Annotated in this window: 26 protein-coding genes; 15 read left to right on the top strand and 11 right to left on the bottom strand. The window is 37.9% G+C overall.

Translation table 11 applies throughout. The features are described from left to right. Window positions 1-94: 94 nt before the first annotated feature. The 5 genes from BQ7314_RS04535 to BQ7314_RS04515 all read right to left on the bottom strand — a co-directional run bounded on the left by BQ7314_RS04535 (window position 95) and on the right by BQ7314_RS04515 (window position 4767). A complete protein-coding gene (locus BQ7314_RS04535; RefSeq protein WP_174482524.1) occupies window positions 95-670 on the bottom strand; it encodes a YggT family protein in 576 nt (191 codons plus the stop codon). Continuing rightward, the gene (proC, locus tag BQ7314_RS04530) at window positions 670-1497 is read right to left on the bottom strand and encodes a pyrroline-5-carboxylate reductase (RefSeq protein WP_174482523.1); all 828 of its coding nucleotides are present in this window, start codon (window positions 1495-1497) and stop codon (window positions 670-672) included. The genes BQ7314_RS04535 and proC overlap by 1 nt, the downstream gene beginning before the upstream one ends. A 126-nt stretch (window positions 1498-1623) precedes the next feature. Continuing rightward, window positions 1624-2313: an ABC transporter permease gene (locus BQ7314_RS04525; RefSeq protein WP_174482522.1), complete on the bottom strand. Its 690-nt coding sequence runs from the start codon at window positions 2311-2313 to the stop codon at window positions 1624-1626. 127 nt (window positions 2314-2440) lie between these two features. Continuing rightward, a complete protein-coding gene (locus BQ7314_RS04520) occupies window positions 2441-4081 on the bottom strand; it encodes an ABC transporter permease (RefSeq protein ID WP_174482521.1) in 1641 nt (546 codons plus the stop codon). Then, window positions 4078-4767: an ABC transporter ATP-binding protein gene (locus tag BQ7314_RS04515; protein WP_174482520.1), complete on the bottom strand. Its 690-nt coding sequence runs from the start codon at window positions 4765-4767 to the stop codon at window positions 4078-4080. The genes BQ7314_RS04520 and BQ7314_RS04515 overlap by 4 nt, the downstream gene beginning before the upstream one ends. A 1-nt stretch (window position 4768) precedes the next feature. Here BQ7314_RS04515 and BQ7314_RS04510 point away from each other — a divergent pair, with 1 nt between their 5' ends. From BQ7314_RS04510 to BQ7314_RS04475, 8 genes are all read left to right on the top strand, one after another. Then, window positions 4769-5368, top strand: a complete 600-nt coding sequence (locus BQ7314_RS04510; RefSeq protein WP_174482519.1) for an arylesterase — start codon at window positions 4769-4771, stop codon at window positions 5366-5368. A gap of 289 nt (window positions 5369-5657) precedes the next feature. Beyond that, on the top strand, window positions 5658-7079 hold the full coding sequence (locus BQ7314_RS04505; protein ID WP_174482518.1) for a TonB-dependent receptor: 1422 nt from the start codon (window positions 5658-5660) through the stop codon (window positions 7077-7079). A gap of 299 nt (window positions 7080-7378) precedes the next feature. Then, window positions 7379-8482, top strand: coding sequence for a DNA polymerase III subunit beta (gene dnaN, locus BQ7314_RS04500; protein ID WP_174482517.1), 1104 nt, complete (start codon window positions 7379-7381; stop codon window positions 8480-8482). Window positions 8483-8491: 9 nt separating this feature from the next. Beyond that, window positions 8492-9568 (top strand): DNA replication/repair protein RecF, encoded by a 1077-nt coding sequence (recF, locus tag BQ7314_RS04495; RefSeq protein WP_174482516.1) that lies wholly within the window; start codon window positions 8492-8494, stop codon window positions 9566-9568. A gap of 74 nt (window positions 9569-9642) precedes the next feature. Beyond that, complete coding sequence (gyrB, locus tag BQ7314_RS04490) at window positions 9643-12054, top strand: DNA topoisomerase (ATP-hydrolyzing) subunit B (RefSeq protein ID WP_174482515.1); 2412 nt, start codon at window positions 9643-9645, stop codon at window positions 12052-12054. Window positions 12055-12168: 114 nt separating this feature from the next. After that, entirely contained in the window at window positions 12169-12957 is a 789-nt protein-coding gene (gene lgt, locus BQ7314_RS04485) for a prolipoprotein diacylglyceryl transferase (RefSeq protein ID WP_174482514.1), read from the top strand. Window positions 12958-13106: 149 nt separating this feature from the next. Continuing rightward, entirely contained in the window at window positions 13107-13940 is an 834-nt protein-coding gene (locus BQ7314_RS04480) for a thymidylate synthase (RefSeq protein ID WP_174482513.1), read from the top strand. 148 nt (window positions 13941-14088) lie between these two features. Then, entirely contained in the window at window positions 14089-14706 is a 618-nt protein-coding gene (locus BQ7314_RS04475) for a class I SAM-dependent methyltransferase (RefSeq protein ID WP_174482512.1), read from the top strand. Window positions 14707-14792: 86 nt separating this feature from the next. Here BQ7314_RS04475 and nadE read toward each other — a convergent pair whose 3' ends face one another. Then, window positions 14793-15629 carry an ammonia-dependent NAD(+) synthetase gene (gene nadE / locus BQ7314_RS04470; RefSeq protein WP_174482511.1) on the bottom strand — a complete coding sequence of 279 codons (837 nt, stop codon included), beginning with the start codon at window positions 15627-15629 and terminating at the stop codon, window positions 14793-14795. A 102-nt stretch (window positions 15630-15731) separates the two neighbouring features. On the opposite strand from nadE, the gene apaG reads away from it, so the two are divergent. Further along, complete coding sequence (gene apaG, locus BQ7314_RS04465; protein WP_174482510.1) at window positions 15732-16109, top strand: Co2+/Mg2+ efflux protein ApaG; 378 nt, start codon at window positions 15732-15734, stop codon at window positions 16107-16109. A 2-nt stretch (window positions 16110-16111) separates the two neighbouring features. Beyond that, window positions 16112-16936 carry a symmetrical bis(5'-nucleosyl)-tetraphosphatase gene (locus BQ7314_RS04460; RefSeq protein WP_174482509.1) on the top strand — a complete coding sequence of 275 codons (825 nt, stop codon included), beginning with the start codon at window positions 16112-16114 and terminating at the stop codon, window positions 16934-16936. Between the two features lie 76 nt (window positions 16937-17012). Here BQ7314_RS04460 and BQ7314_RS04455 read toward each other — a convergent pair whose 3' ends face one another. The 5 genes from BQ7314_RS04455 to BQ7314_RS15900 all read right to left on the bottom strand — a co-directional run bounded on the left by BQ7314_RS04455 (window position 17013) and on the right by BQ7314_RS15900 (window position 19563). Beyond that, on the bottom strand, window positions 17013-17423 hold the full coding sequence (locus BQ7314_RS04455; RefSeq protein ID WP_174482508.1) for a pilus assembly protein MshP: 411 nt from the start codon (window positions 17421-17423) through the stop codon (window positions 17013-17015). Then, the gene (locus tag BQ7314_RS04450; RefSeq protein ID WP_174482507.1) at window positions 17420-18223 is read right to left on the bottom strand and encodes a type II secretion system protein; all 804 of its coding nucleotides are present in this window, start codon (window positions 18221-18223) and stop codon (window positions 17420-17422) included. Before BQ7314_RS04450 ends, BQ7314_RS04455 begins: the two co-directional genes overlap by 4 nt. Continuing rightward, window positions 18223-18582 (bottom strand): prepilin-type N-terminal cleavage/methylation domain-containing protein, encoded by a 360-nt coding sequence (locus BQ7314_RS04445; RefSeq protein WP_174482506.1) that lies wholly within the window; start codon window positions 18580-18582, stop codon window positions 18223-18225. Before BQ7314_RS04445 ends, BQ7314_RS04450 begins: the two co-directional genes overlap by 1 nt. Beyond that, window positions 18575-19042 carry a type II secretion system protein gene (locus BQ7314_RS04440; protein WP_174482505.1) on the bottom strand — a complete coding sequence of 156 codons (468 nt, stop codon included), beginning with the start codon at window positions 19040-19042 and terminating at the stop codon, window positions 18575-18577. Before BQ7314_RS04440 ends, BQ7314_RS04445 begins: the two co-directional genes overlap by 8 nt. A gap of 86 nt (window positions 19043-19128) precedes the next feature. Next, the gene (locus tag BQ7314_RS15900) at window positions 19129-19563 is read right to left on the bottom strand and encodes a pilin (RefSeq protein ID WP_174482504.1); all 435 of its coding nucleotides are present in this window, start codon (window positions 19561-19563) and stop codon (window positions 19129-19131) included. A gap of 172 nt (window positions 19564-19735) precedes the next feature. Between BQ7314_RS15900 and BQ7314_RS04430 the strand changes: the two genes are divergently transcribed. The 5 genes from BQ7314_RS04430 (at window position 19736) to BQ7314_RS04410 (ending at window position 24596) form a co-directional block, all read left to right on the top strand. Beyond that, on the top strand, window positions 19736-19960 hold the full coding sequence (locus BQ7314_RS04430; protein ID WP_174482503.1) for a hypothetical protein: 225 nt from the start codon (window positions 19736-19738) through the stop codon (window positions 19958-19960). A 152-nt stretch (window positions 19961-20112) separates the two neighbouring features. After that, the gene (locus BQ7314_RS04425) at window positions 20113-22053 is read left to right on the top strand and encodes a DUF6701 domain-containing protein (RefSeq protein WP_174482502.1); all 1941 of its coding nucleotides are present in this window, start codon (window positions 20113-20115) and stop codon (window positions 22051-22053) included. 104 nt (window positions 22054-22157) lie between these two features. Next, on the top strand, window positions 22158-23864 hold the full coding sequence (hcp, locus tag BQ7314_RS04420) for a hydroxylamine reductase (protein WP_174482501.1): 1707 nt from the start codon (window positions 22158-22160) through the stop codon (window positions 23862-23864). Window positions 23865-23883: 19 nt separating this feature from the next. Next, complete coding sequence (locus BQ7314_RS04415) at window positions 23884-24372, top strand: TIGR00645 family protein (RefSeq protein WP_174482601.1); 489 nt, start codon at window positions 23884-23886, stop codon at window positions 24370-24372. After that, window positions 24369-24596 (top strand): glutaredoxin family protein, encoded by a 228-nt coding sequence (locus tag BQ7314_RS04410; RefSeq protein ID WP_174482500.1) that lies wholly within the window; start codon window positions 24369-24371, stop codon window positions 24594-24596. The genes BQ7314_RS04415 and BQ7314_RS04410 overlap by 4 nt, the downstream gene beginning before the upstream one ends. Window positions 24597-24667 lie beyond the last annotated feature (71 nt).

The raw sequence follows: 24667 nt of genomic DNA, 5'->3' as shown, positions 1-24667 counted from the left end.
GAGCTGGTAATGTAAAATACGAGAAATGAAAAGAGATTTATTTTTGTAGAATAGCAGTATTTTTAAAAAAATACTGCTATTTATTATGCAAATATTAACCTACAAGGCTGATTAATTGTTGTAGCGGTGGGATGATTAGCATTTTTGCTAGTTGTAAACCTACTAACACAATCAGGGGGGATAAATCGATCCCCCCTAAATCAGGAACTATACGTCTACAAGTGGCTAATAAAGGCTCAGTTAAACTATAAAGTAAATTTGAAGCTGCATTAAAAGTGCCCGGATTTAACCAGCTTAAAATGGCACGCGCAAAGATAGCAAAAACAAATACATTAATTAATAATGAGATGAGCTGGCTAAAAGATAATAAAGCCAATGCCGCAAAACTAAAGCTTAAGCCTTTTAAGGTTAAAACGATCGAGTCAGAGATCATTTGTAATACTAAAAGTAGCACGACAGAAGACGTATCAATTTTTCCTATAGCGGGAATATACCGGCGTAAAACTCGCAATATTGGGTGCGTGATTTTGACTAAAAATTGTGAAATAGGATTATAAAAATCGCCGCCGACCCACTGCAAAAGAAAACGAATTAATACCGCTAAAATATAAAAAGAAAAAACCGTATCTAATAAAAAAATAATCGGATCACTTAAGTAATTAGAGCTCATTAGTCTGCTCCTAATTCTTTAGAAAGGGAAATAGAGCGGTCATGTGCTGCTTGTATTGCCTGTTTAACTAAGGCACTAAAATTACCTTCATTAAAGGTTTTGATCGCTTGCTCGGTTGTGCCACCAGGTGAAGTCACTCTTGCTCTTAGTTCACCGGGTGACTCATTGGATTCTAAGGCTATTTTGGCAGCGCCTAAGGCCGTTTGCTCAATTAATAACTGGGCGGTATGTTTGCTTAGCCCCAAATCAACCGCTGCTTTTTCCATCGCTTCCATTAATAAAAAGAAATACGCAGGGCCACTACCTGATACAGCAGTAACAGCATCCATTTCATTTTCTTTTTCAACCCAAACTAAAATGCCCACGGAACGCATAATATTTTCCGCCAAATCACGTTGTTCTTCGCTAACATTTACATTGGCATGCAGACCTGAAGCTCCTGTTTTAACTAGAGCAGGCGTGTTTGGCATACAGCGCACAATCGCTGCTTTTTCACCTAACCATTTACTTAAGTTGGTTTGATTAATACCTGCTGCAATAGAAACAATTAAAGCATTAGATTGATTAAAAGTAGATAAAGACTCTTTAATCACTTGAGCAATTGCTTGTGGTTTAATTGCTAATACCACAACATCAACACTGCTAATTAGGGCATCATTTGTTGTCGTAGTATTGACCTTTAGGTTAGTTTTTAAGCTAGATAATTTATTCTGATCCGTATCAGAAACCCAAATTTGTTGAGGTGAGTGACCGCTGGCAATAAGTCCACTAATTAAGCTGGTTGCCATGTTACCGCCGCCGATAAATCCTATTTTATTTGTTTTCATGGTTTATTTGTAGGTAGGGTATAAAAATATATAAGTAAGAGAGAACAATTAAGATGGGGATATTCTTGTTATTTATCAATACTACACTGTGAATGAATAGTCGCCAAATAATTAGATTAAATAAGGTTACAACTGCCTTAAAACTTGCATAGGCGATTGATTAGTTACCGCACGAGTTCCCCAAAATCCTGCTAAACCAATAAATAAAGCTGAAGCAATAGGAAATAGCAAACATAACGTTAAGTTAGGATTAAAATCCATTTTTAATATCCAAACATATAAACCATAAATAATAATTTGAGCCATTAAGACTGCTAAAAATCCTGAAATAAAACCTAAAGCACTAAATTCTATCCATTGAATTTTTTGTAAAAAACTTCGTTTAGCACCTAAAGTACGCATTAATACACCTTCATAAATACGCATATCTAAAGTTGAATATACGGCAGAAAATAGCACTAAAAAACCAGCAACTAAAGCAAAGTATAATAAGTAATTAATGGCTGCAGTCAGTTGCGCTAAAATTCGGGTTAACTGTTGCAAAATAAAGTCCACATCTAATATTGTCATTGCGGGGTAATTCTTTAGCAACTGATTAAGGATAAGTTTTTTCTCAGCCGGTAAATAAAAGCTAGTGATATAAGTATGTGCAAATTGCTCTATCGTGCCGCTGGAAAAAAACATATAAAAATTGGGTTGCATAGTATCCCAATCGACTTTTCTAATACTATCGACCTGCGCTTCAATTTGCTCATTACCAATGGTAAAAGTGAGTCGATCTCCGATAACCACTTTTAGACTTTTAGGAATGTGCATGAAATAACTTAGGCAACTTATAAAGTTGTTGCGTCAGGAATGGCAGTATAATTCCATTGCCTCAGGTGCTCATCAAATAAAGTTTATGAGTTGCATCATTATAATTCTTAAATTGAACTTGCCTAAATTAATTTGTGCTCATTCCTAAACGCCCCCTGACCACAGGGTAAAAATTTTCAATAGTGATGCCCTGCTCTTTTAAATCGAGTGCCAATTGGTCTTTTTGCTCAGCAAAGACGTTTAGCGCGAAATGGTTCGGGGCATTTATGGGTAATTGTTTTTGCCAGTCCCTAATTAAATCAGTGCGCACAGTAAAACTGAGAATAATTGCTAGCAAAGTCATACTAAAAGCCAGAATTTGAGTTATATTGCTTTTTTGGTGCTTTGATAGCCCTTGTAGGCCAAAACGCCAAGTTAAATTAACATGGGGTAATAATAAGCGAGTAAGCCCTAGCAAGCCATAGCTAAGGCCTCCTAAAACGGATAAACTGAGCATTCCAACAATAAGGATACTCAATGTCATTTTAACGTCTTGAGTATATTGGCTAATTAATAAAACCAATAAACTGATGGCTAAGCCATAAACTAACCAAGCACTACTCGGTAATGGTGTTAAATCACGTTGTAATATACGCAGTGGAGAAACTTGTTTAAGGCGTAATAAGGGTGGCAGTGCAAAACCAAATAACACCACAATGCCAATAATCATGCCGAATAACACGGCTAAAAAACTCGGATCTGCCACTTGCGCGGGTAACAAGTCGCGTAAAAATTGAAATAATAATTCTTGGCTGATCCAGCCTAAAATACAACCGATAAAACTGGCAATCAGCCCGATAAATAAAAATTGCCATAAAAATAGCTGCAATACTTCATTTTGTTTATAACCTAAACAGCGCAAAATCGCTGTACTATTAAAATGGCGCTCACTAAAACGGCGCGTTGCCATAGCAATGGCAACACCGGCAATTAAAACAACGACAATACTAGAGAGGCCTAAATAGCGCTCTGCTTTTTGTAGCGCAGATCCTATTTTAGGTCGATCGTCATAAATATCCATTAAACGCTGCGAAGCTGTTAACTGAGGTTTAAGCCACTCCTTAAACTTAACAATATCTGCTTCTGCTCCAGAAAATTGATAGAAATGATGCACATGACTCCCCGGTTGTAATATTTTGGTCGCGGATAAATCAGCTGCATTCATCATAACTCGTGGTGACAGGCTATATAAGTCACCGCGCTTATCAGGCTCATAAGTAATAATATGACTGACTAATAAAGGGATTTCACCTATTTGTAGTGGATCCCCTAATTTAAGCTGTAATGCCGATAAAATGCGCGACTCTATCCATACTTCACCTTTTTTGGGGCCATGCTTGAGCGTTTGTTCTTGTGTATAAGTTTCTTGGCGTACTTTTAGAGTGCCATGTAGTGGGTAGTTGTCGCTAACAACTTTAATCCCTGCTAATAAAAACTGTTCATTTTCAATAAGCATACTTGAAAATTCACTGGTCTGTGATTGCTTTAAATTAAGTTTTTTTGCTTGTTGCAGATAGTGTGTATGAATTAATTCCGGACTACTGACCACCATATCGGCAGCCAAAAATTCTGCGGCTTGAAAATTCATAGTTCTATTCATGCGGTTAGCAAATAGACTAATCGCAGTGGAACTGGCGACAGCAATAATCAGCGCCAACATTAATAAAGTTAATTCCCCAGAGCGGCTATCGCGGCGCAAAAAGCGCATAGCTAATATTAATCTATTCATACGATACGTCCCCCACTTAATTTTATAGTACGTACACAACGATTAGCCAAGCGTTGATCGTGTGTCACTAAAACCAGTGTGGTTCGGTTTTCTTTATTTAATTCAAACAATAAATCAATAATATGTTCACCTGTATTACTATCCAAATTCCCTGTTGGTTCATCAGCAAATAAAATTTTTGGGTGGGTCACAAAAGCACGAGCTAAAGCGACGCGCTGCTGTTCGCCTCCAGATAATTGATTAGGGATATGTTTTAGTCTATGGCTTAATCCCACGCGATCCAACAACTGAGTGGCAAGTGATTTAGCTTGCTTGTCACCAACCAATTCTAAAGGCAACATGACATTTTCCAGTGCATTGAGATTGGGTAATAATTGAAAAGATTGGAAAACGAAACCAATCATTTTATTGCGTAATGACGCACGTTGATCTTCATTTAGTTTATTGAGAGATTGCCCGAATATTTCGATCGTTCCTGACGTTGACCTATCTAAACCTGCCAATAAGCTGAGCAGAGTAGATTTACCTGAACCTGATGCGCCAATTATGGCGATACTTTCTGCAGGTTTAACCTTGAATCCAACATCTGACAAGATAGTTAAAGAACCTTCTATACTATTAACGGTTTTATACAGGTTTTTGACTGTAATAATATATGATTTATTTTCATCTAATAGGGAGTTCATTATGTTTAAATTTTTTTTGCTTGGGATCGTCCTGTGTTTTTCATCATTAACGCAGGCAAAATCAATTGTCGTTCTAGGAGATAGTATCAGTGCTAGTTACGGATTTGAAGCACAACAGGGCTGGGTTGCATTAATGCAAAAAAAAATTCAAGCGGATTACCCAGGCTATACGATATATAACGAAAGTATTAGTGGTGATACAACGGCGGGGGGGGTGGCGCGTTTGCCTAAGATTTTAAAGAAATATCAGCCAGATATTATTATGCTTGAATTAGGCGCTAATGATGGCTTACGTGGTATGTCCTTAGCTGTGATGCAGAATAACCTATCTGCCATTATTGAAAAGTCAAAAAAATCAGGTGCTCAGATTTTGTTATTAAGTATGCGCATTCCTAGTAATTATGGCCGACGCTTTACCGACATGTTTTATGGCATTTATAAAAAGTTATCCACACAGCACGATATTCCTGTCGTTCCCTTTATCTTAGCAAGTGTTGCTTTGAACAAAAGTTATATGCAACGCGATGGTCTACATCCCAATGTGTTAGCCCAGCCTATTATTACGGAACATATTTATCCCTATCTAATAAAATTACTCTAAAACCTGTGGATAAGTCTGTGTATTATACAATGAGTTTGTTGTTGTTAACTTGTAGCTAATTTTTAAGCTGTATTTTAAGCACAGCTTAACTACATTTTAGACTAAACTAAGACACACAATTACTGATAAACTAAGCGAATGATTTTTATTTTGAAAAATGACTTATCCACAGGTTTTTGTTTCCCTAATAGTAATAATAAGCTTATATATAAGTTACTTTAATTTTTATTAGCAATAGCATAGATTCTTGAAATAACCAGAACCAGCAACATTTATAGGATTTACTTAGATGGCATCGAATAACGAAAAGACACAGAAGACTTTACAAAAAGCTTTAGAGATAAATTTGAATAATTGCCAGTATGGATCGATTGTTGAAATTGGAGCTGGCCAAGAAGTAGCAAGAAACTTCTTTCAAGCTGGAGGGGCTGCAGGAACGATAGCTAAAACTTTGTCTGCTTATGATATGCAAGTCAGTGACAGTATTTATGGCGCTGAAGAGTCAAAGCGCTATGTGACACGCAGCCGCTTAATGAAGATGTTGGACAGAGAATATACTGCGGTGACTAATTTATTGGCTGAAAGCCGTCCTAAAAATACGACTTTTTTCTCTTATGCAGCAACAGTAACAGCTAAAAGTTATTTACAAAAAAATGAGTGTCATGGCTGGTTAGGTATTCGTTTACAACTATATCCTGGCGCTGAGCCAAGTGATATTATCGTACATGTACGTATGTTAGATAATGATGGCGGTTCTCAACAAGAAGCTTTAGGTGTAGTCGGTGTTAATTTAATTCATGCAGCTTTTCATTATTTTATTCAACCGAAGAAAATTATTGAATCTATAGTCGATGATTTAGACCCTTGTCGTATAGAAGTGGATAGTATTCATTTTTCAGGGCCCTATTTTGAAGAAGTAGAAAATAGATTAATGAACTTACACTTAGTCCACAGTAACTTAACCCATGCGATCATGTTTAGCCCTGAAGGTGAGGTTCAAGTTCCTAGTGAATTATTGTATAAGAAAAACATTTTAGTGATTCGAGGTACCTTTACGCCATTAACTAATACCCATCAAGATATGGTGCAATGTGGCCAACGCCACTTCAATCAAGTGGAAAATATTGATTCAGATAGAACTGTTGTTTTAGCTGAAATTACCATGGCGAGTTTAACCGTTGGGGATAGAATTGATGATGCTGATTTCCTAGCACGGGTAGACATGCTCAATACCCAGGGATATACAGTACTTATCTCGAATTATTTACGTTACTTTCGTTTACGCCAGTATTTCCGTCGTTATACTCAGCAGCAACTGGGAATGATTCTAGGCATTTCTAATTTGGATTTAATTTTTAGAGAAGAATATTACAACGGATTAGAGGGGGGGATTTTAGAAGCTTTTGCTAAATTGTTCCCAGATAATACGCGTTTATATATTTACCCAGTTCATAGTATTGAACAAGATGAATTAGTGACTGTTGATACTTTTCAGCCGCCTAAAAAATTAAGCCATCTATATGAACACTGTAAAGATAACGGCTATTTAGTAGGACTGGACAATGTTGATGAAGGTGTACTGGATATTAACCCGCACCAAGTTTTGTTAGATATTAAAAAAGGTCGAGGTGAATGGGAAGCTCAAGTTCCAGAATCTATTGCTGAAATGATTATTAATAATAGATTATTTGGTTTCGGGTCCAGCCGGTAGTTTAAAAAATCTATTGTAGTGGCATGGGTAAGAATGGGATTGGATTTTTTGTTCACCATTCTTACCAAGGCTCCATAAACCTGCATCGCTCTATCAATTTCTCCGCCAGTCTTATCTTTCTCCTTTGCTTAATAGCTCCACTTAAAGCGCGCAATTAACTGTGCTTTAGCAACTCTTCTTTTCAATCTTAGTCACAATCTTAAAAACAGGGTAAAATACTGATTTAGTGTTTAAAAAAACGATTATTCAGCAGCTTTTTATCCTTACTCACCATCGTATTTAAGATAGTAGATTCTTTTATGAAATTTATAATTAACAGAGAACTAATTTTAACGCCTCTGCAACAAATTGTTAGTGTTATAGAGAAAAGGCAAACGATGCCGATTCTTGCTAATGTATTATTTAAGCTGGATAACAATCTATTGACCCTAACAGGAACTGACTTAGAAGTACAAATTGTTGTGAATATTGCGTTTGATAATGACGAGCAAGGTAGTATTACTGTCCCTGCACGTAAACTGTTAGATATTTGCAAATCACTGCCTAGTGCCGTAGATATTAAATTTGAATTAGTAAAAGATAAATTAAAAGTACAGTCAGGTCGTAGTCGCTTTTCCTTAAGCACTTTAGAAGCACATGATTATCCTGACTTTGAGATGACAGCAATGGATTGTCAGTTTACGATCAAAACAGCGCAGTTCAAAACAGCTTTGGATAAAACCGCTTTTTGTATGGCGAATCAGGATATACGCTATTACTTAAATGGTATTATGCTGGGTATTTTTAATCGACAGTTAAAACTGGTCGGCTCTGATGGGCATAGACTTTCGATTTATGAAGGAGAAATTGAGACAGAAACGGGCATAGAATCGCGTATTATCATTCCGCGTAAAGGCGTATTGGAATTAACACGTTTACTAGATAATGATCCAGAGCAAGAAATACAGGTCGAGTTTTCAAAAAATAATATTCGTGTCGTGATTGAAAACTTAACTTTTTCTGCAAAATTAGTGGATTCTAAATATCCTGATTTTAGTAAAGTCTTTGAACAAAGCTTTAACAGTCCTGTTCATGTACAAAAGCAGGTTTTAAAAGATGCTTTAACACGAGTGTCTATTTTATCTAACGAGAAATTTAGAGGGGTTGAATTTGTGATTGAGGGTAATAGTTTACAAATTAGCACTAACAACCCTGAGCATGAAGAAGCAGATGAAGAAATAGCCATTGAGTACCAAGGGGAAGCACTTTCGATAGCATTTAATTCTCAGTATATTTTAGATGCTGTTTCTAATTTGGATTCGGAAATGGCCGTATTAACTATTGCTGAAAATTTGAGTAGCTGCTTTATTGAAGAATCTAGCGAGCAGAATTATAAGTTTATCGTTATGCCGATGCGTTTATAGTTTGAGCTTATGAGTTTACAAAAGCTGGATATTTATCATGTGCGTAATTTAGTGCAGGTTTCTTTAGCACCAGCTGCAAAAATCAATTTAATTTATGGCAATAATGCAAGTGGTAAAAGTTCAATACTTGAAGCAATTCACCTCTTAGGAAGAGCAAATTCATTTCGCTCTACGACCGTTAAAAATGTGATTCACTTTGCCCATAATGATTTAATTATCTCCGGTAAAGTTCTTTTTACCAGTGGGCATGTATCCACTCTGGGTATTCAGCATGACGGTAAAAATATGCAAATACGCATTGACCAAGAAACTAAACATGCGCGCGCTGATTTAGCTTATGCCCTACCCTTGCAACTTATTCATCCGAAGAGTTATCAACTGTTAGATGCAGGGCCACAGTTACGTCGAGAATTTATCGACTGGGGCATTTTTAATCAACATACAGAATTTCTTAGTGCCTGGAGAAATTTTAAGAAAGCTTTAAGCCAGCGCAATGCTTTATTAAAAATTCGGCGTGTTAATGAGTTAAATGTTTGGAACCATGAATTGCAGCAATACGGTACAATAGTAGCTAATTATCGAAAGCAATATTTAGCAGAACTAACGCCATTTTTTTTAAAGACAGCCGAGCAGTTTTTAGATTTAGAGTCGGTTGAACTTTTGTTATCTCAAGGTTGGGATGCTGAGTCTTTATTGATCGATAAGTTAAAAAATGATTTAGAAAAAGACCTCCGCTATGGATTTACTCATAGTGGGCCACATAGAGCAGACTTTCAATTATTGATTAATTCAAGAAAAGCAAAAGACTTTGTTTCGCGAGGGCAATTAAAGCTATTAGTGCTTGCTTTAAAATTAGCCCAAATTGAACACCTACTTAATAATGGGTTTCAATCGGGTTGTATATTGATTGATGATGCTGTGGCAGAGTTAGATTTTTCTAGCCGTACAAAATTATTAGAATTTTTAGCGGGTATGGATATACAAGTATTTATGACTGCAACTGAGCGGAATGAATTTGGTGATTTAAGCCAAATTGGGCAATACAAAATGTTTCACGTGAAACATGGTGAGGTCACAGAAGTTTAATGTTTCACGTGAAACATTAAACAAAAGGTAAATAAAGATGTTTCACGTGAAACATACAGACAACAAGGTTAAACATGAGTGAAAATAAGGATAACTACGATAGTTCCAATATTAAGGTTTTAAAAGGCTTAGATGCGGTACGTAAAAGGCCAGGGATGTATATTGGAGATACCGATGATGGTACCGGCTTACATCATATGGTTTTTGAAGTTGTTGATAACTCAATTGATGAAGCTTTAGCGGGTTATTGTAAATCAGTTAATGTGACTATTAATGATAATGGATCTGTGACAGTTTCGGATGATGGGCGTGGTATTCCTGTTGATATTCATCCAGAAGAAGGGCGTTCTGCTGCCGAAGTTATTTTGACGGTACTTCATGCTGGCGGTAAGTTTGATGATAATGCTTATAAAGTATCGGGTGGCTTGCATGGGGTAGGTATTTCCGTGGTCAATGCTTTGTCAGAAAGGCTCGATTTAGAAGTTTACAAAGGTGGCTATGTTTATCGCCAAACATATAAACACGGCGAACCTGTTGCTCCTTTAGAAAAAATGGAAGCAACGACAAAACAAGGAACTCAGGTTACTTTTTTACCAAGCAGGGATACTTTTGGGGATGTTGAATTTCACTATGAGATTTTAGTTAAGCGTTTACGGGAGCTTTCTTTTTTAAATTCAGGTGTGCGTATTCATGTAAAAGATGTACGTTCAGGTAAAGAGGATGTGTTTGAATTTGAAGGCGGTATTAAAGCCTTCGTTACCCACCTTAATAAAAATAAAATACCTTTATTTCCTGAAGTATTTCATTTTACGATTGAAAAAGAAGGGGTCACTGTTGAAGTAGCGATGCAGTGGAATGATTCATACCAAGAAAATATTTTCTGTTATACCAATAATATTCCTCAGAGGGATGGTGGCTCCCATTTAGCGGGTTTTAGAGGTGGATTAACGCGAACGATTAATCAGTATATTGAAGCAAATGGTCTAGCCAAAAAAGAAAAAGTAGGGACAACAGGTGATGATGCGCGTGAAGGACTCACTGCCGTTTTATCAGTTAAAGTACCTGACCCAAAGTTTTCATCACAAACTAAAGATAAACTTGTTTCTTCTGAAGTAAAGCCTTTAGTTGAATCGGCGATGAATGAAAAGTTAAATGACTTTTTACAGGAAACGCCAGGGGTTGCTAAAGCAATTGTTAATAAAATTATCGAAGCAGCACGAGCGAGAGATGCGGCACGTAAAGCTCGTGAACTAACACGTCGTAAAACGACGCTAGATATTGCTGGTCTGCCGGGTAAATTAGCCGACTGCCAAGAAAAAGACCCTGCCCTTTCTGAAATATTTATTGTGGAAGGGGACTCTGCTGGCGGCTCTGCCAAGCAAGGAAGAGATCGTCGCACACAAGCGATTTTGCCTCTAAAAGGGAAAATTCTGAATGTCGAGCGTGCTCGTTTTGATCGTATGATTGCATCGGAAGAAGTCGGTACACTGATTACAGCTTTAGGTTGTGGCATCGGTAAAGATGAATATGACCCAGAAAAACTACGCTATCACCGTATTATTATTATGACCGATGCGGATGTCGATGGTTCACATATTAGAACTTTATTGCTTACTTTCTTTTATCGACAAATGCCTGAGTTAATAGAGCGAGGGCATATTTATATTGCACAACCGCCTTTGTATAAAGTGAAAAAAGGTAAACAAGAGCGCTATGTAAAAGATGATGAGGAGTTGAATGCTTACTTAATTCAACTGGCTTTAGAAAAAACACAATTGATTAGTAATCCAGAAACCCCTGCGATTAAAGGGCTTGGTTTAGAAACTTTGGCCAATGAGTTACTGGCAGTAGAAAGTATTATTGCTCGCATGGGGCGGCGCTATGATACCGACTTCTTGCAAATGTTGACTCATGTATCGCCTCTGACTAAAGAGGCACAAAAAGATCTAGGTCAATTAACGGAGTGGTTTAGTGGGCTAGAGCAGCGATTAAATGCAGCTGCTGAAGCAACTTATAAACTTGAATTAGCCTATCGTAATGAGCAAGACTATACTTTGACCATTCATAAGAAAACGCATGGTGTGGAAAAAATAGTTATTTTAGAAGCGATCTTTTTTAATAGTAATGATTATAGAAAAATTGCTACTTATACAGAAAATACACATGATTTATTTAGCGATGAATCCTATATGCAAATGGGAGAGCGCAAGCAAGCCGTTAGTAATTTTAAAGATGCGTTTGAGTGGATGATGCGTGAAATTAAGAAAGGCCAACATATTCAGCGCTATAAAGGTTTAGGGGAAATGAATCCTGAGCAACTATTTGAAACAACACTAGATGTTAATGCGCGGGTTTTGCTGCAAGTGACCATCGCTGATGCCATTGCTGCTGATGAAGTCTTTACCACATTAATGGGTGATATAGTTGAGCCGCGTCGTGACTTTATTGTTAAAAATGCCTTAGAGGTTTCTAATTTAGATGTTTAAGGATATTATGACCTAGGGTGAACTCTCTAGGTTTTATCCCAAGTTTTGATATCATAGGGTGGATTAGCAATATGTTAATTCACCCTTTTTTATGCACAATAAAACGAAATAATTATGTTAACTTTTCCTGTTATAGATCCAGTAGCAATTAGCCTTGGTCCTATTAAGATTCATTGGTACGGGCTTATGTATTTAATCGGTATCGCGGGGGCGTGGTACTTATTAAGTAAACGAGTAAATAATCCCCACTCTCCTATTAAAGGCGAAGCTTTAGAAGATTTAATTTTTTATGCTGCGATGGGGGTTATTTTAGGGGGGCGTTTTGGTTATGTGCTTTTTTATAATTTTAATCACTTTTTAGCGGACCCTGTGATGCTATTCAAAGTATGGCAAGGAGGTATGTCGTTTCATGGTGGCTTAATAGGTGTGATGACTGCTATGTGGATCTTTGCTAAAAAGCATCAATGTACCTTATTGGCATTAACGGATTTCATTGCTCCGGTTGTTCCAATTGGTTTGTTTGCAGGTCGAATTGGTAACTTTATTAATGCAGAGTTATGGGGTAAACCGACTGATGTTTATTGGGCTTTTGTATTCCCAGGTGGAGGACCATTAGCTCGGCATCCTTCGCAACTATATGAGGCCGCTTTAGAGGGTGTGGCGTTATTTTTAATTTTATGGGTTTACTCTAGCAAACCAAGGCCAGCCATGGCAGTGTCAGGGCTATTTGCACTGTTCTATGGGCTATTCCGTTTTATCGTTGAATTTTACCGTGTCCCAGATGCGCATTTAGGTTATTTAGCGTTGGATTGGCTAACTATGGGGCAAATTTTATCTATTCCACTTATTGTAATTGGTGTTGTGTTATTAGGCTTAGCCTATCGCCAAAAATCTGCTAGCTAGGTAAAGAGTTATTACTATTTAAAATAATGTATCGTGGGAAGGGCTTTTAGCTGCGATTTCATACGGACTAAAGTCCGCCCTGTATTATTAATATTTCGTATTAAATGGGTACCCTCATTTCTAAGTAAAGCATTACACACAACAGAACAATGAAACAATATCTTGAATTATTAGAAGAAACGCTGACTGCAGGCTATTTAAAAGGTGATCGTACTGGAACGGGAACTAAATCACTGTTCGGTCGCCAGATCCGCTTTAATTTGCAAGAAGGACTACCCTTAGTCACAACTAAACGACTACATACTAAATCCATTATTCATGAGTTACTTTGGTTCTTAAAAGGAGATACTAATATAAAATACCTCAATGATAATGGCGTGAGTATCTGGAATGAATGGGCAACAGAAAGCGGTGACCTAGGACCTGTTTATGGTGCACAATGGCGATATTGGCAAGGTGTAGATGGCAAAAGTTATGATCAAGTTAGCGCTTTAATTGACGGAATTAAAAACAACCCCGACAGCCGCCGACATATTATTAGTGGTTGGAACGTGGCTGATTTGCCCGATGAAAGTCAAACTCCTCAAGAAAATGTAGCCAACGGAAAAATGGCCCTTCCCCCCTGTCATTTACTTTATCAGTGGTATGTTGCTGATGGAAAACTAAGCGGATCTTTATATATACGCAGTAATGATCTATTTTTAGGTAATCCGTATAATACCGCTAGCCTAGCAATTTTTACCCATATGATTGCACAACAATGTGACTTAAATGTGGGAGAAATCATTATTTCAATTGGTGATTGTCATTTATACAGTAATCATTTTTCACAAGCGAAAATTCAGTTACAGCGAGCACCTAAGGCTTTACCACAATTGATTATCAAGCGTAAGCCTAGTAGTATTTTTGATTATCGTTTTGAGGACTTTGAAATTGTTGGTTATGATCCGCACCCACATATCGCTGCGCCTATTGCTGTATAAAAAATATAGGTCGGGTTAGATTTTTTATTGTAGGAGTGGCTTTAGCCATGATTTGCATAAAGTCGCGGCTAAAGCCACTTCCACAGAATACAAAATTCGTATATTACTTGAACCTATTATTTACTCTTACTTCTAAACCTAAAAGTTTATGACACCCCAAACTGATATTATAAAAAAACGTTATGATCGTATTGCTCCTTACTTTGATCGCATTGAAAGCATGATGGAAAAAATGATGTTTGGTGATTTACGTGCGCGCATTTGGCAGCAAGTGAAGGGAGAAAATATACTCGAGGTGGGGGTCGGGACAGGAAAAAACTTTGCTTATTACCCTGCTAATAAAACTATAACAGCGATAGATTTTAGCCCAGTGATGATACAAGAGGCTAAGAAAAAACGCATCAATTTAAGCTTGGATGTTGAGTTATTAGAGATGGATGTACAGGCATTAGATTTTTCTGATAATCACTTCGACTGTGTTATTGGGACGTTTTTGTTTTGTTCAGTACCTGATCCTGAACAAGGATTACGAGAATTAAAGCGAGTCTGTAAGCCTGGCGGTGAAGTTTTATTGCTAGAGCATGTGTTGAGTACAAATAAATTCATTGCATCTGTCATGCAATTGCTTAACCCACTAACGGTACGGTTAGTGGGTGCAAATATTAATAGGCAAACAGTTAAAACGGTACAAGCATGTGGATTCAGTTCGGTAGAAGTATTGGCATCAAGCTCCCACTTAGTCAAGCTGATTAAAGCTATTAAGTAATAGCTTGGTTTGAATCTTACTGGGGGCGACTTTAACTTTGGAAAATACAATTAAAGTGGCTCTCATAAGGCGCTATTCATTCTCAATCATTCATTGTCAGGTGTCGGTATAGCTTGACGCTTATGCTGAGTTTTATGGAAATTATCAATGATTAATTGGCTGACATGCTCAGGAATCGGGTTACCTTCAAGAAACTCATCTAAATGATGATAGCTTAAACCGAGTGCGGCTTCATCTGTTTTACTGGGGGCTAAATCTTCTAAGTCAGCGGTGGGGGCCTTTTTAATGAGTGTATCAGGCGCACCCAATGTTGTTGCTAATTGTCTCACTTGGCGCTTATTCAAGCCAAAAAGTGGTGCAAGATCGCAGGCACCATCGCCCCATTTAGTAAAAAATCCAGTTATATTTTCTGCGGAATGATCTGTGCCTATGACTAAAGCCTCCAGTAATCCTGCGACTTCATACTGAGCTATCATGCGCATACGCGCTTTAACATTACCTTTGTGAAAGTCTATGCTAGAGGCTGAGTTCTTGAGCAAGCCCTGTTGCTCTAATGCGCGGACTGTTTCTGTATGAATACCCTCTACCCCCGAATGTATATTAATTGCAATATTTTGGCTGGGCTGAATAAACTGCAAGGCGAGCTGCGCATCGCTTTCATCGGCTTGTATATTATAAGGCAAGCGTAGTGCTATAAATTGGTAGTCATGACTGCCCTCTTCTGTATTCAGTTGATCAATGGCTAATTGTGCTAGTCGACCACAAGTTGTAGAGTCGATACCACCACTAATACCTAGTACTAAAGTTTTTAACTTTGCTTGTTTAAGTTGCTGCTTAATAAAATCAATTCGACGCTGTATTTCAAATTCTGCATTGATAGTGGGAAGGACTTTCATTTCTTGGATGATATTTTTTTGATTCATAGTTAGGCTGATTTATTGTCTTTTAGGTTTTTATTAATTGTATCTAAGTTGAAGGCGATAAGTGCTAAAATATTAAACTTGATATTTAGAGTAGATTTTTACATGAGTGAAGAAAATAAAATTTTAGTTGAGGTTAAGGCTCGCTATATAGAAGATCAGTCTAAACCTAGTGAGCATAAATATGCTTTTGCTTATACTATAACGATTGCTAATATTGGCACAACAGCTGCGAAACTGCTGAGTCGTTATTGGTTAATTACGGATTCTAATGGCAAGGTTGAAGAGGTGCGTGGCGCTGGTGTGGTCGGTAAAACACCCTATTTAAAACCAGGTGAAACATTTACCTATACGAGTGGTGCGCTAATTAATACGGCGGTAGGGGTTATGCAAGGAAAATATAGGATGGTAGCTGATGATGGCAAACAATTTGATGCAGTCATTCCAAAATTTACGCTATCAATTCCACGCACACTGCACTAACAATGTCTATTTATGCCATAGGTGATATACAAGGCTGTTATGACGATTTACTGCGTTTATTAAGAAAAATCAACTTTGATAAAAAAACTGATCAGCTTTGGTTTGTCGGTGATTTAGTTAATCGTGGGCCAAAATCTTTAGAGACACTACGGTTTATTAAATCATTAGGTGATGCTGCAGTGACCGTATTAGGTAATCATGATTTGCATTTATTGGCCGTTGCTTATAAAGCGTCTCCTGTACGTGCAAAAGATACTATAAAGCCGATTTTGGAGGCCAAAGATAAAAAGGAGTTATTAGATTGGTTGAGGCATCGGCCGTTATTTCATTACAGTGATGATTTTTGTATGTTGCATGCTGGGTTACCTCCGCAATGGGATTTTGCTACGGCTAAGAAAATGGCGGCTAAGATTGAAGCTGAATTATGCGGTAGTCATTATTTAAAATTTTTTAAAAGCATGTATGGCAATGAGCCTGACATTTGGAGTGATAAATTAAAGGGAATTGAGCAGTTACGTTTTGCTGTCAACTGTTTTACCCGTATGCGTTTTTGTGATGCACAAGGGCGTTTAGACTTCAAATATAGTGGTGAGTTAGGTAGTCAGCCAAAACATTTACAGCCATGGTTTGATTTGCGAAATAGAAAAAATTCGCATTTGAAAATCATTTTTGGGCATTGGTCGGCTATTGGTTATCACCATTCGCAAAATACTTATGCGATTGATTCTGGCTGCTTGTGGGGTGGCCAATTGACCGCATTAAAACTAGGTAGAAAAATGGAACGCTTCAGTGTGGACTGTAAAGCTTATCGAACGCCGCATAAATAGTATTATTTGTGGGAGGGGCTTTTAGCCGCGACTTATATTGAAATCGCGGCTAAAAGCCCCTCCCACGGAACGGTAGCTATTTTTTTACCGTTATTTCCAGGTGCCGATAAACATAATCAGGACTAGTAAAATGACCATAACTAGCTGTGCTTTCGATTTTATAGATATAAAAATCATCATCCGCTAAGCCGTTACTATTCAAATCCCCTTCGTTATAACTGATTCCTTGATTACGACAGCTTACAGAGACTGCAAAGTTATTGATAGCCAATGTCGAACTAGTAGCGCAGCTATCATTATTAAGTAATTTCGCCACTCCCCATTCTACTCCGGCTCTTGCCGCATAATATGCACGCGCACCTTGTATTGCGCTCACCGCGGTTGCATGTTGTACGCCACTTAGTTTAAGCATATAACTACCTAATAGGCTAAGCACTATTAAGATAAAAATAGCCATGATAATAGAAAATCCTTGCTGTTTATTCATGGCATATTATCCACATGCACCTGATGAATTAGCTTAACTGATTCTCCTGCATCATCCGTAAGTTTAATTTCAATTGTAACCAAAGCGGCACGTGTTGCACTTCCGGGATCATAATCAAACTGGCAGCTGAGCATTTTGGCTTTAGCCTGGAGCTTATATCTTAATCGTGACAAGGAAGGTGATGGACTGCTAATAGTATATGAACTATCAATTTTATTATCATAACGACGCAGTTCACCATTGGTGCAACTATAAGTAATCGGTGTATCAACAATAAAAAATCGCTGCTGTGGCGAGCGATAAGGAAATCGCTTTGCCGTTGTTAATTGAATACTATTGAGTGTCGATGCTCCCTTATTAATACTGACAAGATTATCATGGGCATAAGCATTTGCACCGAGTGTGCCGGTATTATAAATAACTAAATAACCACTTGGAGTCGTGCTTAATGGGCCAATAACATCAAATTGAGCATCCGCTGTGGTGAAGTCTAAAATATCTCCAAGACCTGCGTCAGAGACATTAGCACGATAACGTCCGCCTTCGCTGGTATGTAATAATTCAATCGTTGTGCCGCCATTGGCAATAATACTATTCGGTAAAGCGCGGCGAATATCGCGCTGCATACGGCGTAAACTCATTTCTGCACTATCAACTAAAGTCGTGCGCCGTTCTAGGTCAAGATAACTTTTAACAGGTAAGGTGATAAGGTCTGTGGTTATGGTCGATAAAATACCGATAATAACAATGACCATAATCAGCTCAATAAGCGTAAAGCCCTTTGTCTGTCGGTTATGCATTAGTAATTCGCCCTATAGCCGGCCAGTTCTATGCTTGTACTGCCACTTGTGGCAGTGACTAATACCTTTTTTACAGGTATACCTGACAGTACCTCATGACTAATATTTGAGGAAACATTATAGTTTGCCGGTATATTGCTTAATGTACAGGGGCTTAAACTTGTATAAGGCTCTAATAAGGTTTCTTCTAAGCACGCTTCAGCAATAGAAAGGGCTTGGTGGTATATAACAGGATCAGCACTATGGCTGACCGTTAAATTCATGACGGTAAAAATACCGGTTAAGGAAATACTGATAATCACCATAGAAATGATTAACTCAATGAGTGTGATACCTAATTGCGCTCGATTTTTATTCATAAACAAACCCTGTGGCAGCTGTTATATAAATAGTTTTTGCACCATTAATGGTTAAAGTAACATCATTTGATGCAGTGCCTAAGGGGTGAAAATAGAAAGGAGAGACAGAGCTAGTTAGGGTAATACCTGATTCACTACCCGAATATGTACTAGCGCCTGAGCTAGGATGAGGAATCGCTAACTGATAAGTTGACCCAGCACAAGAGGTGCTAGTGGAAGTGCCTTGTCGAGTTAAGGTGTAGCTGTTGGAACTAATTGCAACCTGGACATTGCAGCCGGTTGTTACTGCGAGTTTTTGGGCGTAGCGGATAGCGTTTAGAGTGTCGCTAAAGAAAGCGTGTTCGGCAAAGACATCTTTTGTAAAGAATTTTGGTAGTGCTGTCGCAGATAGAATGCCTAGCATAACCAGAACCATGATTAGTTCAATTAGCGTAAAGCCGAATTGTTTTTTATGGAACATTGTTATAGAAACCTATATAGACGCGACCTGAATAGCTCGCATCTATTTTTAGCTTGGCAATAGGCTTGATGCTCTGAAAGGTAATTTTAACAGCCGGTTGTTATAAGGCTTGTTGTTGCTGGGCGAGTAGTTGAGCTTGCTTGGTTATAAGTAACGAGGCATCTTGTCGGTGTTGCTGCTCCTGCAATTGAAATGACTCCGTTTCTTACACTTAAATCTCCGGATAAATTAAGTGTTCTATCAATGCCATTTGTTGTTTTTGCTGGGTATCCATTAATCATACGAACGGCTACCCCTTCAACTGTTATATTGGCATTAGGGTTACCATTAATTAACGACTGCCCATGTGTCATCGCCATGGCCGACTTCATGGCTGCTTCTGCACTCTCTAGTGCAGCAATGCGGGCATCTTTGCCTAGGTCTGCAAACTTCGGCAATGCCGTAGCCGCTAAAATCCCTAAAATTACAATAACCATGATTAATTCAATTAATGTAAAACCTTGCTGCTTATTTTTTGCCATCATTTTTCCTTCCTTAAAATATAAAAAACTGTAGTAATGAGTATAGAGTAAAGACTAAATTAACTTATAATTTTAAGTAATTCTAGTTAAAAAATACTTTATCGGGAATTTATGTTAATTATGTGAACTTAATCATTTTTCTTATTTTACTAAACTGTTAAAAACACCCACTATGAGTATAAGAACTTTTATTTTTTGTGATATTTGTAACCCTCAAGGGCTAAGGTCTATAGAATTTCGTCGCCGTCCGAGGAATGATAGGACAGGGCGGCGTTTATCGGATGGACGATCTTGGATTGAAGGTACTATATCGGCTGCAGTAGAAAATGGCTGGAGTATAAATAGTGAAGGTAAGCATATCTGCCCTGTGTGTAAAGAGCACATGCAACTAGAGTAATTAAAATATAAAGCAGTAACAGGTAGTCGCAAAGATAACTCGGAGTTTCTTTTAATAAACAGGCTTATACAGCTGTGAGTTAATAAAATAATGTATTTTTCCTATTTAGTTAAATACGTAGAGCATTTAAAAACACATAATTTAAGGTATTTATGAGTAAAGTAATATTGCAGTTATTGGTGGCTTTTGTTTTATCGAGTGCAGCTGTTCCAAGTTATGCTAGTGATGATAGTTATGAAGTTGATAAAGGCGATAAAGGCGATGAAGACGATAAAGATGATAAAGATGATAAAGATGATAAAGACGATAAAGACGATAAAGACGATAAAGATGATGAAGATGATAAAGACAGCAGCAATGATAGATCCGCAACTAATTTTAACTGTGTAGAAGCGGGGGCTAATGGCATTAATGGCAAGCTATATACTAAAACGACGGCACAATCTTTTAACTTTGATGTGATAGCTTTGCGTGATGCAACGCAGGTAGAGACTGATTTTGCGAATCTTATAGATCACAATATTAAGTTTGAATTGGTGGATGCAAGTATTGGCTCATGTACGAGTTATCCGGTTATTAGCTCACAACATATAAATTTTACAGCAGGTGATGCGGGTAGAAAAACAAGCAACATAATAAGTTCCAGCGGTGCATACAGGTATGTTAAATGTCGAATCACGGATGCTGCTGTTGTCGGCTGTTCTACAGATAGCTTTGCCATTCGTCCTACACGCTTTAGAGCCGTTACGTCTAATATGAACAATATCAGCTTAGGTACAGGTATTACGGCAAAAGCAGGCAGAGATTTTTTTACTATCACGGCAAGTACAGGCGTGGCTGGCTATAGCGGCACACCAAAAATTAATAGTACTCTGCACGATCATAATAATAGTGCCCAAGTGAATAAATTATCAGGCGTATTTGCAAGTGCAGATAAAAATATCGGAGCAGCGGCCGGCTCACACTTTAAATATGATGAAGTCGGTTTAGTAAAATTTGCCGCTAATGATATTTATGATGATAGTTTTACCTCTGTAGATCAAGCAGGAGGTGACTGTATTGTCGGGAGTTTTACGAATACTCCGGTTGGTGGCAAGGTCGGGTGTAATTTTGCTTATCATTCGACTTTGACGATAGGGCGATTTATTCCTGACCATTTTGATGTTTTGTTGAATGCACCTGAATTTAGCACCGCCAATACTACCTTCACTTATCTCGGTCAGCCAGTGAGGTATACAATCAGCCCCGTTGCTACATTAATGGCAAAAAACGCAGTGGGGGGAACGACTAAAAATTACACAGGAAGCTATTGGAAAATAAATCCAATACATGCAAGTTATGGCATTACGCCTATTTATACAGAAGCTAGCCATGCATTAATGGTTATTGATGCGAGTGCGCCTGCAGTAATGGATAATGGCGAGGGTCGTGGTACTCTCAACTTTTCTGATACCAGTAGCAATATTTTGGCGCTTGCAAAAAGTACTTTAACAGCACCTTTTGACGCTGAAATTGCATTGAGTTTTACGCTGGTTGATACGGATGGAGTCGAGGTGGCGAATGTTAATGGTTTGCCGCAAACTAACCCAGTTGTTTTTGGAGCGCCTTCTGCAGGCAATGGCATTGGTTTTTCTGGCACTAAAGAGCAGCGCTGGGGGAGAATTGCTTTAGCTAACGCTTACGGGTCTGAATTAATGCCGCTTAGCGTTCCACTATATACTGAGTATTATGATGGGCGTAACTTTATAAAGAATCTTGCTGATAATAGTACGGTAATAAATTTAGCAACACAGCTTAGCTTAAATAATGGCAGTACGACAAAAGCGGGAAATCAAGCGATAACTATCGGAACAACAGGGAGTACCACAGCGACATTAACGAATAGCCCTTTTTCTGGTGGTGACGCAGGCTTGGCGTTTAGTACTGCAAATGCCTATGGTTATGTTGATTTATCTTTATTAAATACAATTGATTCTTGGTTATTGTTCGACTGGAATGCTAATGGTGTGCATGATGATTTACCTACGGCACGGGTTAATTTTGGACTTTACAAAGGTAATAATAAACAAATTTATTTTAGAGAAGTTTATTAGCTTAAGCAGTATTGTAATTTTACTGATAAAATGAAAGCTTTTTCATGTCTTAATACAGGTTTTACTAAGACTTTATCTTTTATAAGTTAACAAGGAGAGTCAACATGTTTTGTTATCACTGCCAGGAAGCCAAAAAGAATGTTGCTTGCGATACTGCGGGTATTTGTGGGAAAAAAGCCGATGTTTCTAGTCTACATGATTTATTGACATATACCCTAAAAGGCCTATCTTTTTATGCTGTGAAAGCTGCAGAAGTAGGAATTAATGCGCAAAATATTGATCAATTTACGGCGCGTGCGCTGTACTCAATGGTCACTAATGTTAATTTTGACGCTTCAGTCTTCGTACAATTAATTGCTGAAACTGTACAGCGCCGTGAATATTTAAAACGCTTATTGCTGGCAAAAGGTGTTGAATTAAACGAGGCGATACCTGAAGAAGCTCAATGGCAGTATGAACTTTGTGATAAAGCAGCCTTTGTTAAAATGGGTGAAACCGTTGGCGTTATGGCAGGCGGTGAGCTATCTAGTGAGCAAGCTGACCTACATGCTGCGCGAGAAATGCTAATTTATGCAGCTAAAGGGCTAGGTGCTTTGCTAGAACATATTCAAGTATTGGGTAGGTTTCACGTGGAACATTATGCTTTTATGCATAAGCTTGTTGCTTATACTCTGCGTACAGATGTGAACTTAGATGATCTTTTAGCCATGAACTTTAAGGCGGGTGAGCAGAGTTTATTGTTGATGAGCTTGCTAGAGCAGAGTAATATCCAAAAATTTGGCCAGCCTGAGCCAACACGAGTACACCTAGATACTTGGGATAAGCCCGGTATTCTTGTGACTGGCAGTGATTTACAAGATTTATATGACTTATTAGAGCAAAGCGCAGGCTCTGGTGTGGATATTTATACCCATGGCGAAATGATTGTTGCGCATAGTTACCCTGCTTTTAAGAAATATTTTAATTTAGTCGCAAATTATGGCGGTGCATGGCAGGAGCAAAAAACTCAATTTAGTAAATTTAAAGGTCCTGTTTTAGTGACCAGCAATAGTTTGCAGCAACCTAAAAAAGACTATATTAATAAAGCTTATACTTCTGGTATGGTCGGGTGGCCGGATGTGACCCATATAGATAAGCGTCGAAGTAGTGAGGCTAAAGATTTTTCGGCGCTTATTGAGCAAGCTAAAAAATGCGACCCCCCTACCCCGCTTACCAAAGGTGCGGTGACGGTTGGCTATGGATTACATGCGCTTTGTACGTTAACTGAAGCTATTACCAGCGGAATTAAATCGGGTGATATTCAGCAAATTATAGTTTTGGTAGGTTGTGATGGTCGCCATAAAGAGCGCCGTTACTACACGCAATTAGTTGAGGCTTTACCGAAAGATACACTTATTTTAACCGCCGGTGATACTAAATATCGTTTTCATGATTTAGACTTAGGCGAGATTAATGGCATTCCACGTCTACTCGATGTTGGGCAGGCGTATGATTTTTATGCGATATTAGAATTTATAAGGCATTTGCAAAAAACGATGCAATTAAGTCATCTATCGGAACTACCTATTTCTTTTAATATCGCTTGGTATGAGCAGCAAACTATTTTAATGATGTTGGCGCTATTTTCACTGGGTATTAAAGATGTACGCATTGGGCCAACTTTACCCCCATTTTTTAGCGCAGGGATTTTAGAAAAATTAACTCAATCTTTAGCGATTAAAGGTATTGATACGCCTGAAAATGATATTGCCGCAATGTTAGGTATTGAAATAGTTTCTGAAGATGCCGTAGAAGTTAAGGCGGATAGTTAAATTCAATAATAAAAAGATGATTGAACGAATAATTGAACGCTCGATTTATGCTTGTCGCTGGTTATTAGCACCGATTTATTTAGGCATGAGTATCGCTTTAATGGCTTTAACCGTTAAGTTTTTTCAAGAGTTATACCATTTCATCCCTGCTATTTTAGATATGAGTGAAGGGGCGTTAATGTTGAAATTACTTGCCTTTATTGATTTGACGCTGGTGAGTAGCTTGACCATTATTGTCATGTTTAGCGGTTACGATAATTTTGTTTCACGCTTAGATATTGCTGAAGGAACAGAAAAATTATCATGGCTAGGAACGCATGATTATGGTTCCTTGAAGATGAAAGTTGCCTCATCGATTGTGGCTATTTCATCCATACATTTATTAAAGGTATTTATGAATGCTGAGCAAATAGCGAATGACAAATTACTTTGGTATGTCGTGATTCATTTAACCTTTGTACTCTCTGCTTTTATGATGGGGATATTAGAGAAGAAGGAGAAACATTGAGCCAGTTATTGTTGCTAGGTACCTCAGCTTGCCATTTATGTGAACAGGCAGAATCTTTAGTTGTACAATTAAAACTTCCTTTTACAAAAGTCGATATTGCTGAGCAGGAGCAATGGCAAGAACGTTATGCGATTAAAATTCCGGTATTATTGGATTTAGAGTCACAAAAAGAATTGTGCTGGCCATTTTCGAGTGCCGATATATTACATTTGTGGGAGAGATAGTGTGGGAGGGGCTTTTAGCCGCGACTTATAAGTAATCGACCTAAAGTCTTTTAACAAAATCAGCTGAAAAA

The sequence above is a fragment of the methanotrophic endosymbiont of Bathymodiolus puteoserpentis (Logatchev) genome, assembly GCF_900128525.1.
GTDB lineage: Bacteria > Pseudomonadota > Gammaproteobacteria > Methylococcales > Methylomonadaceae > Methyloprofundus.
This window is presented reverse-complemented; position numbering and strand designations above follow the sequence as displayed.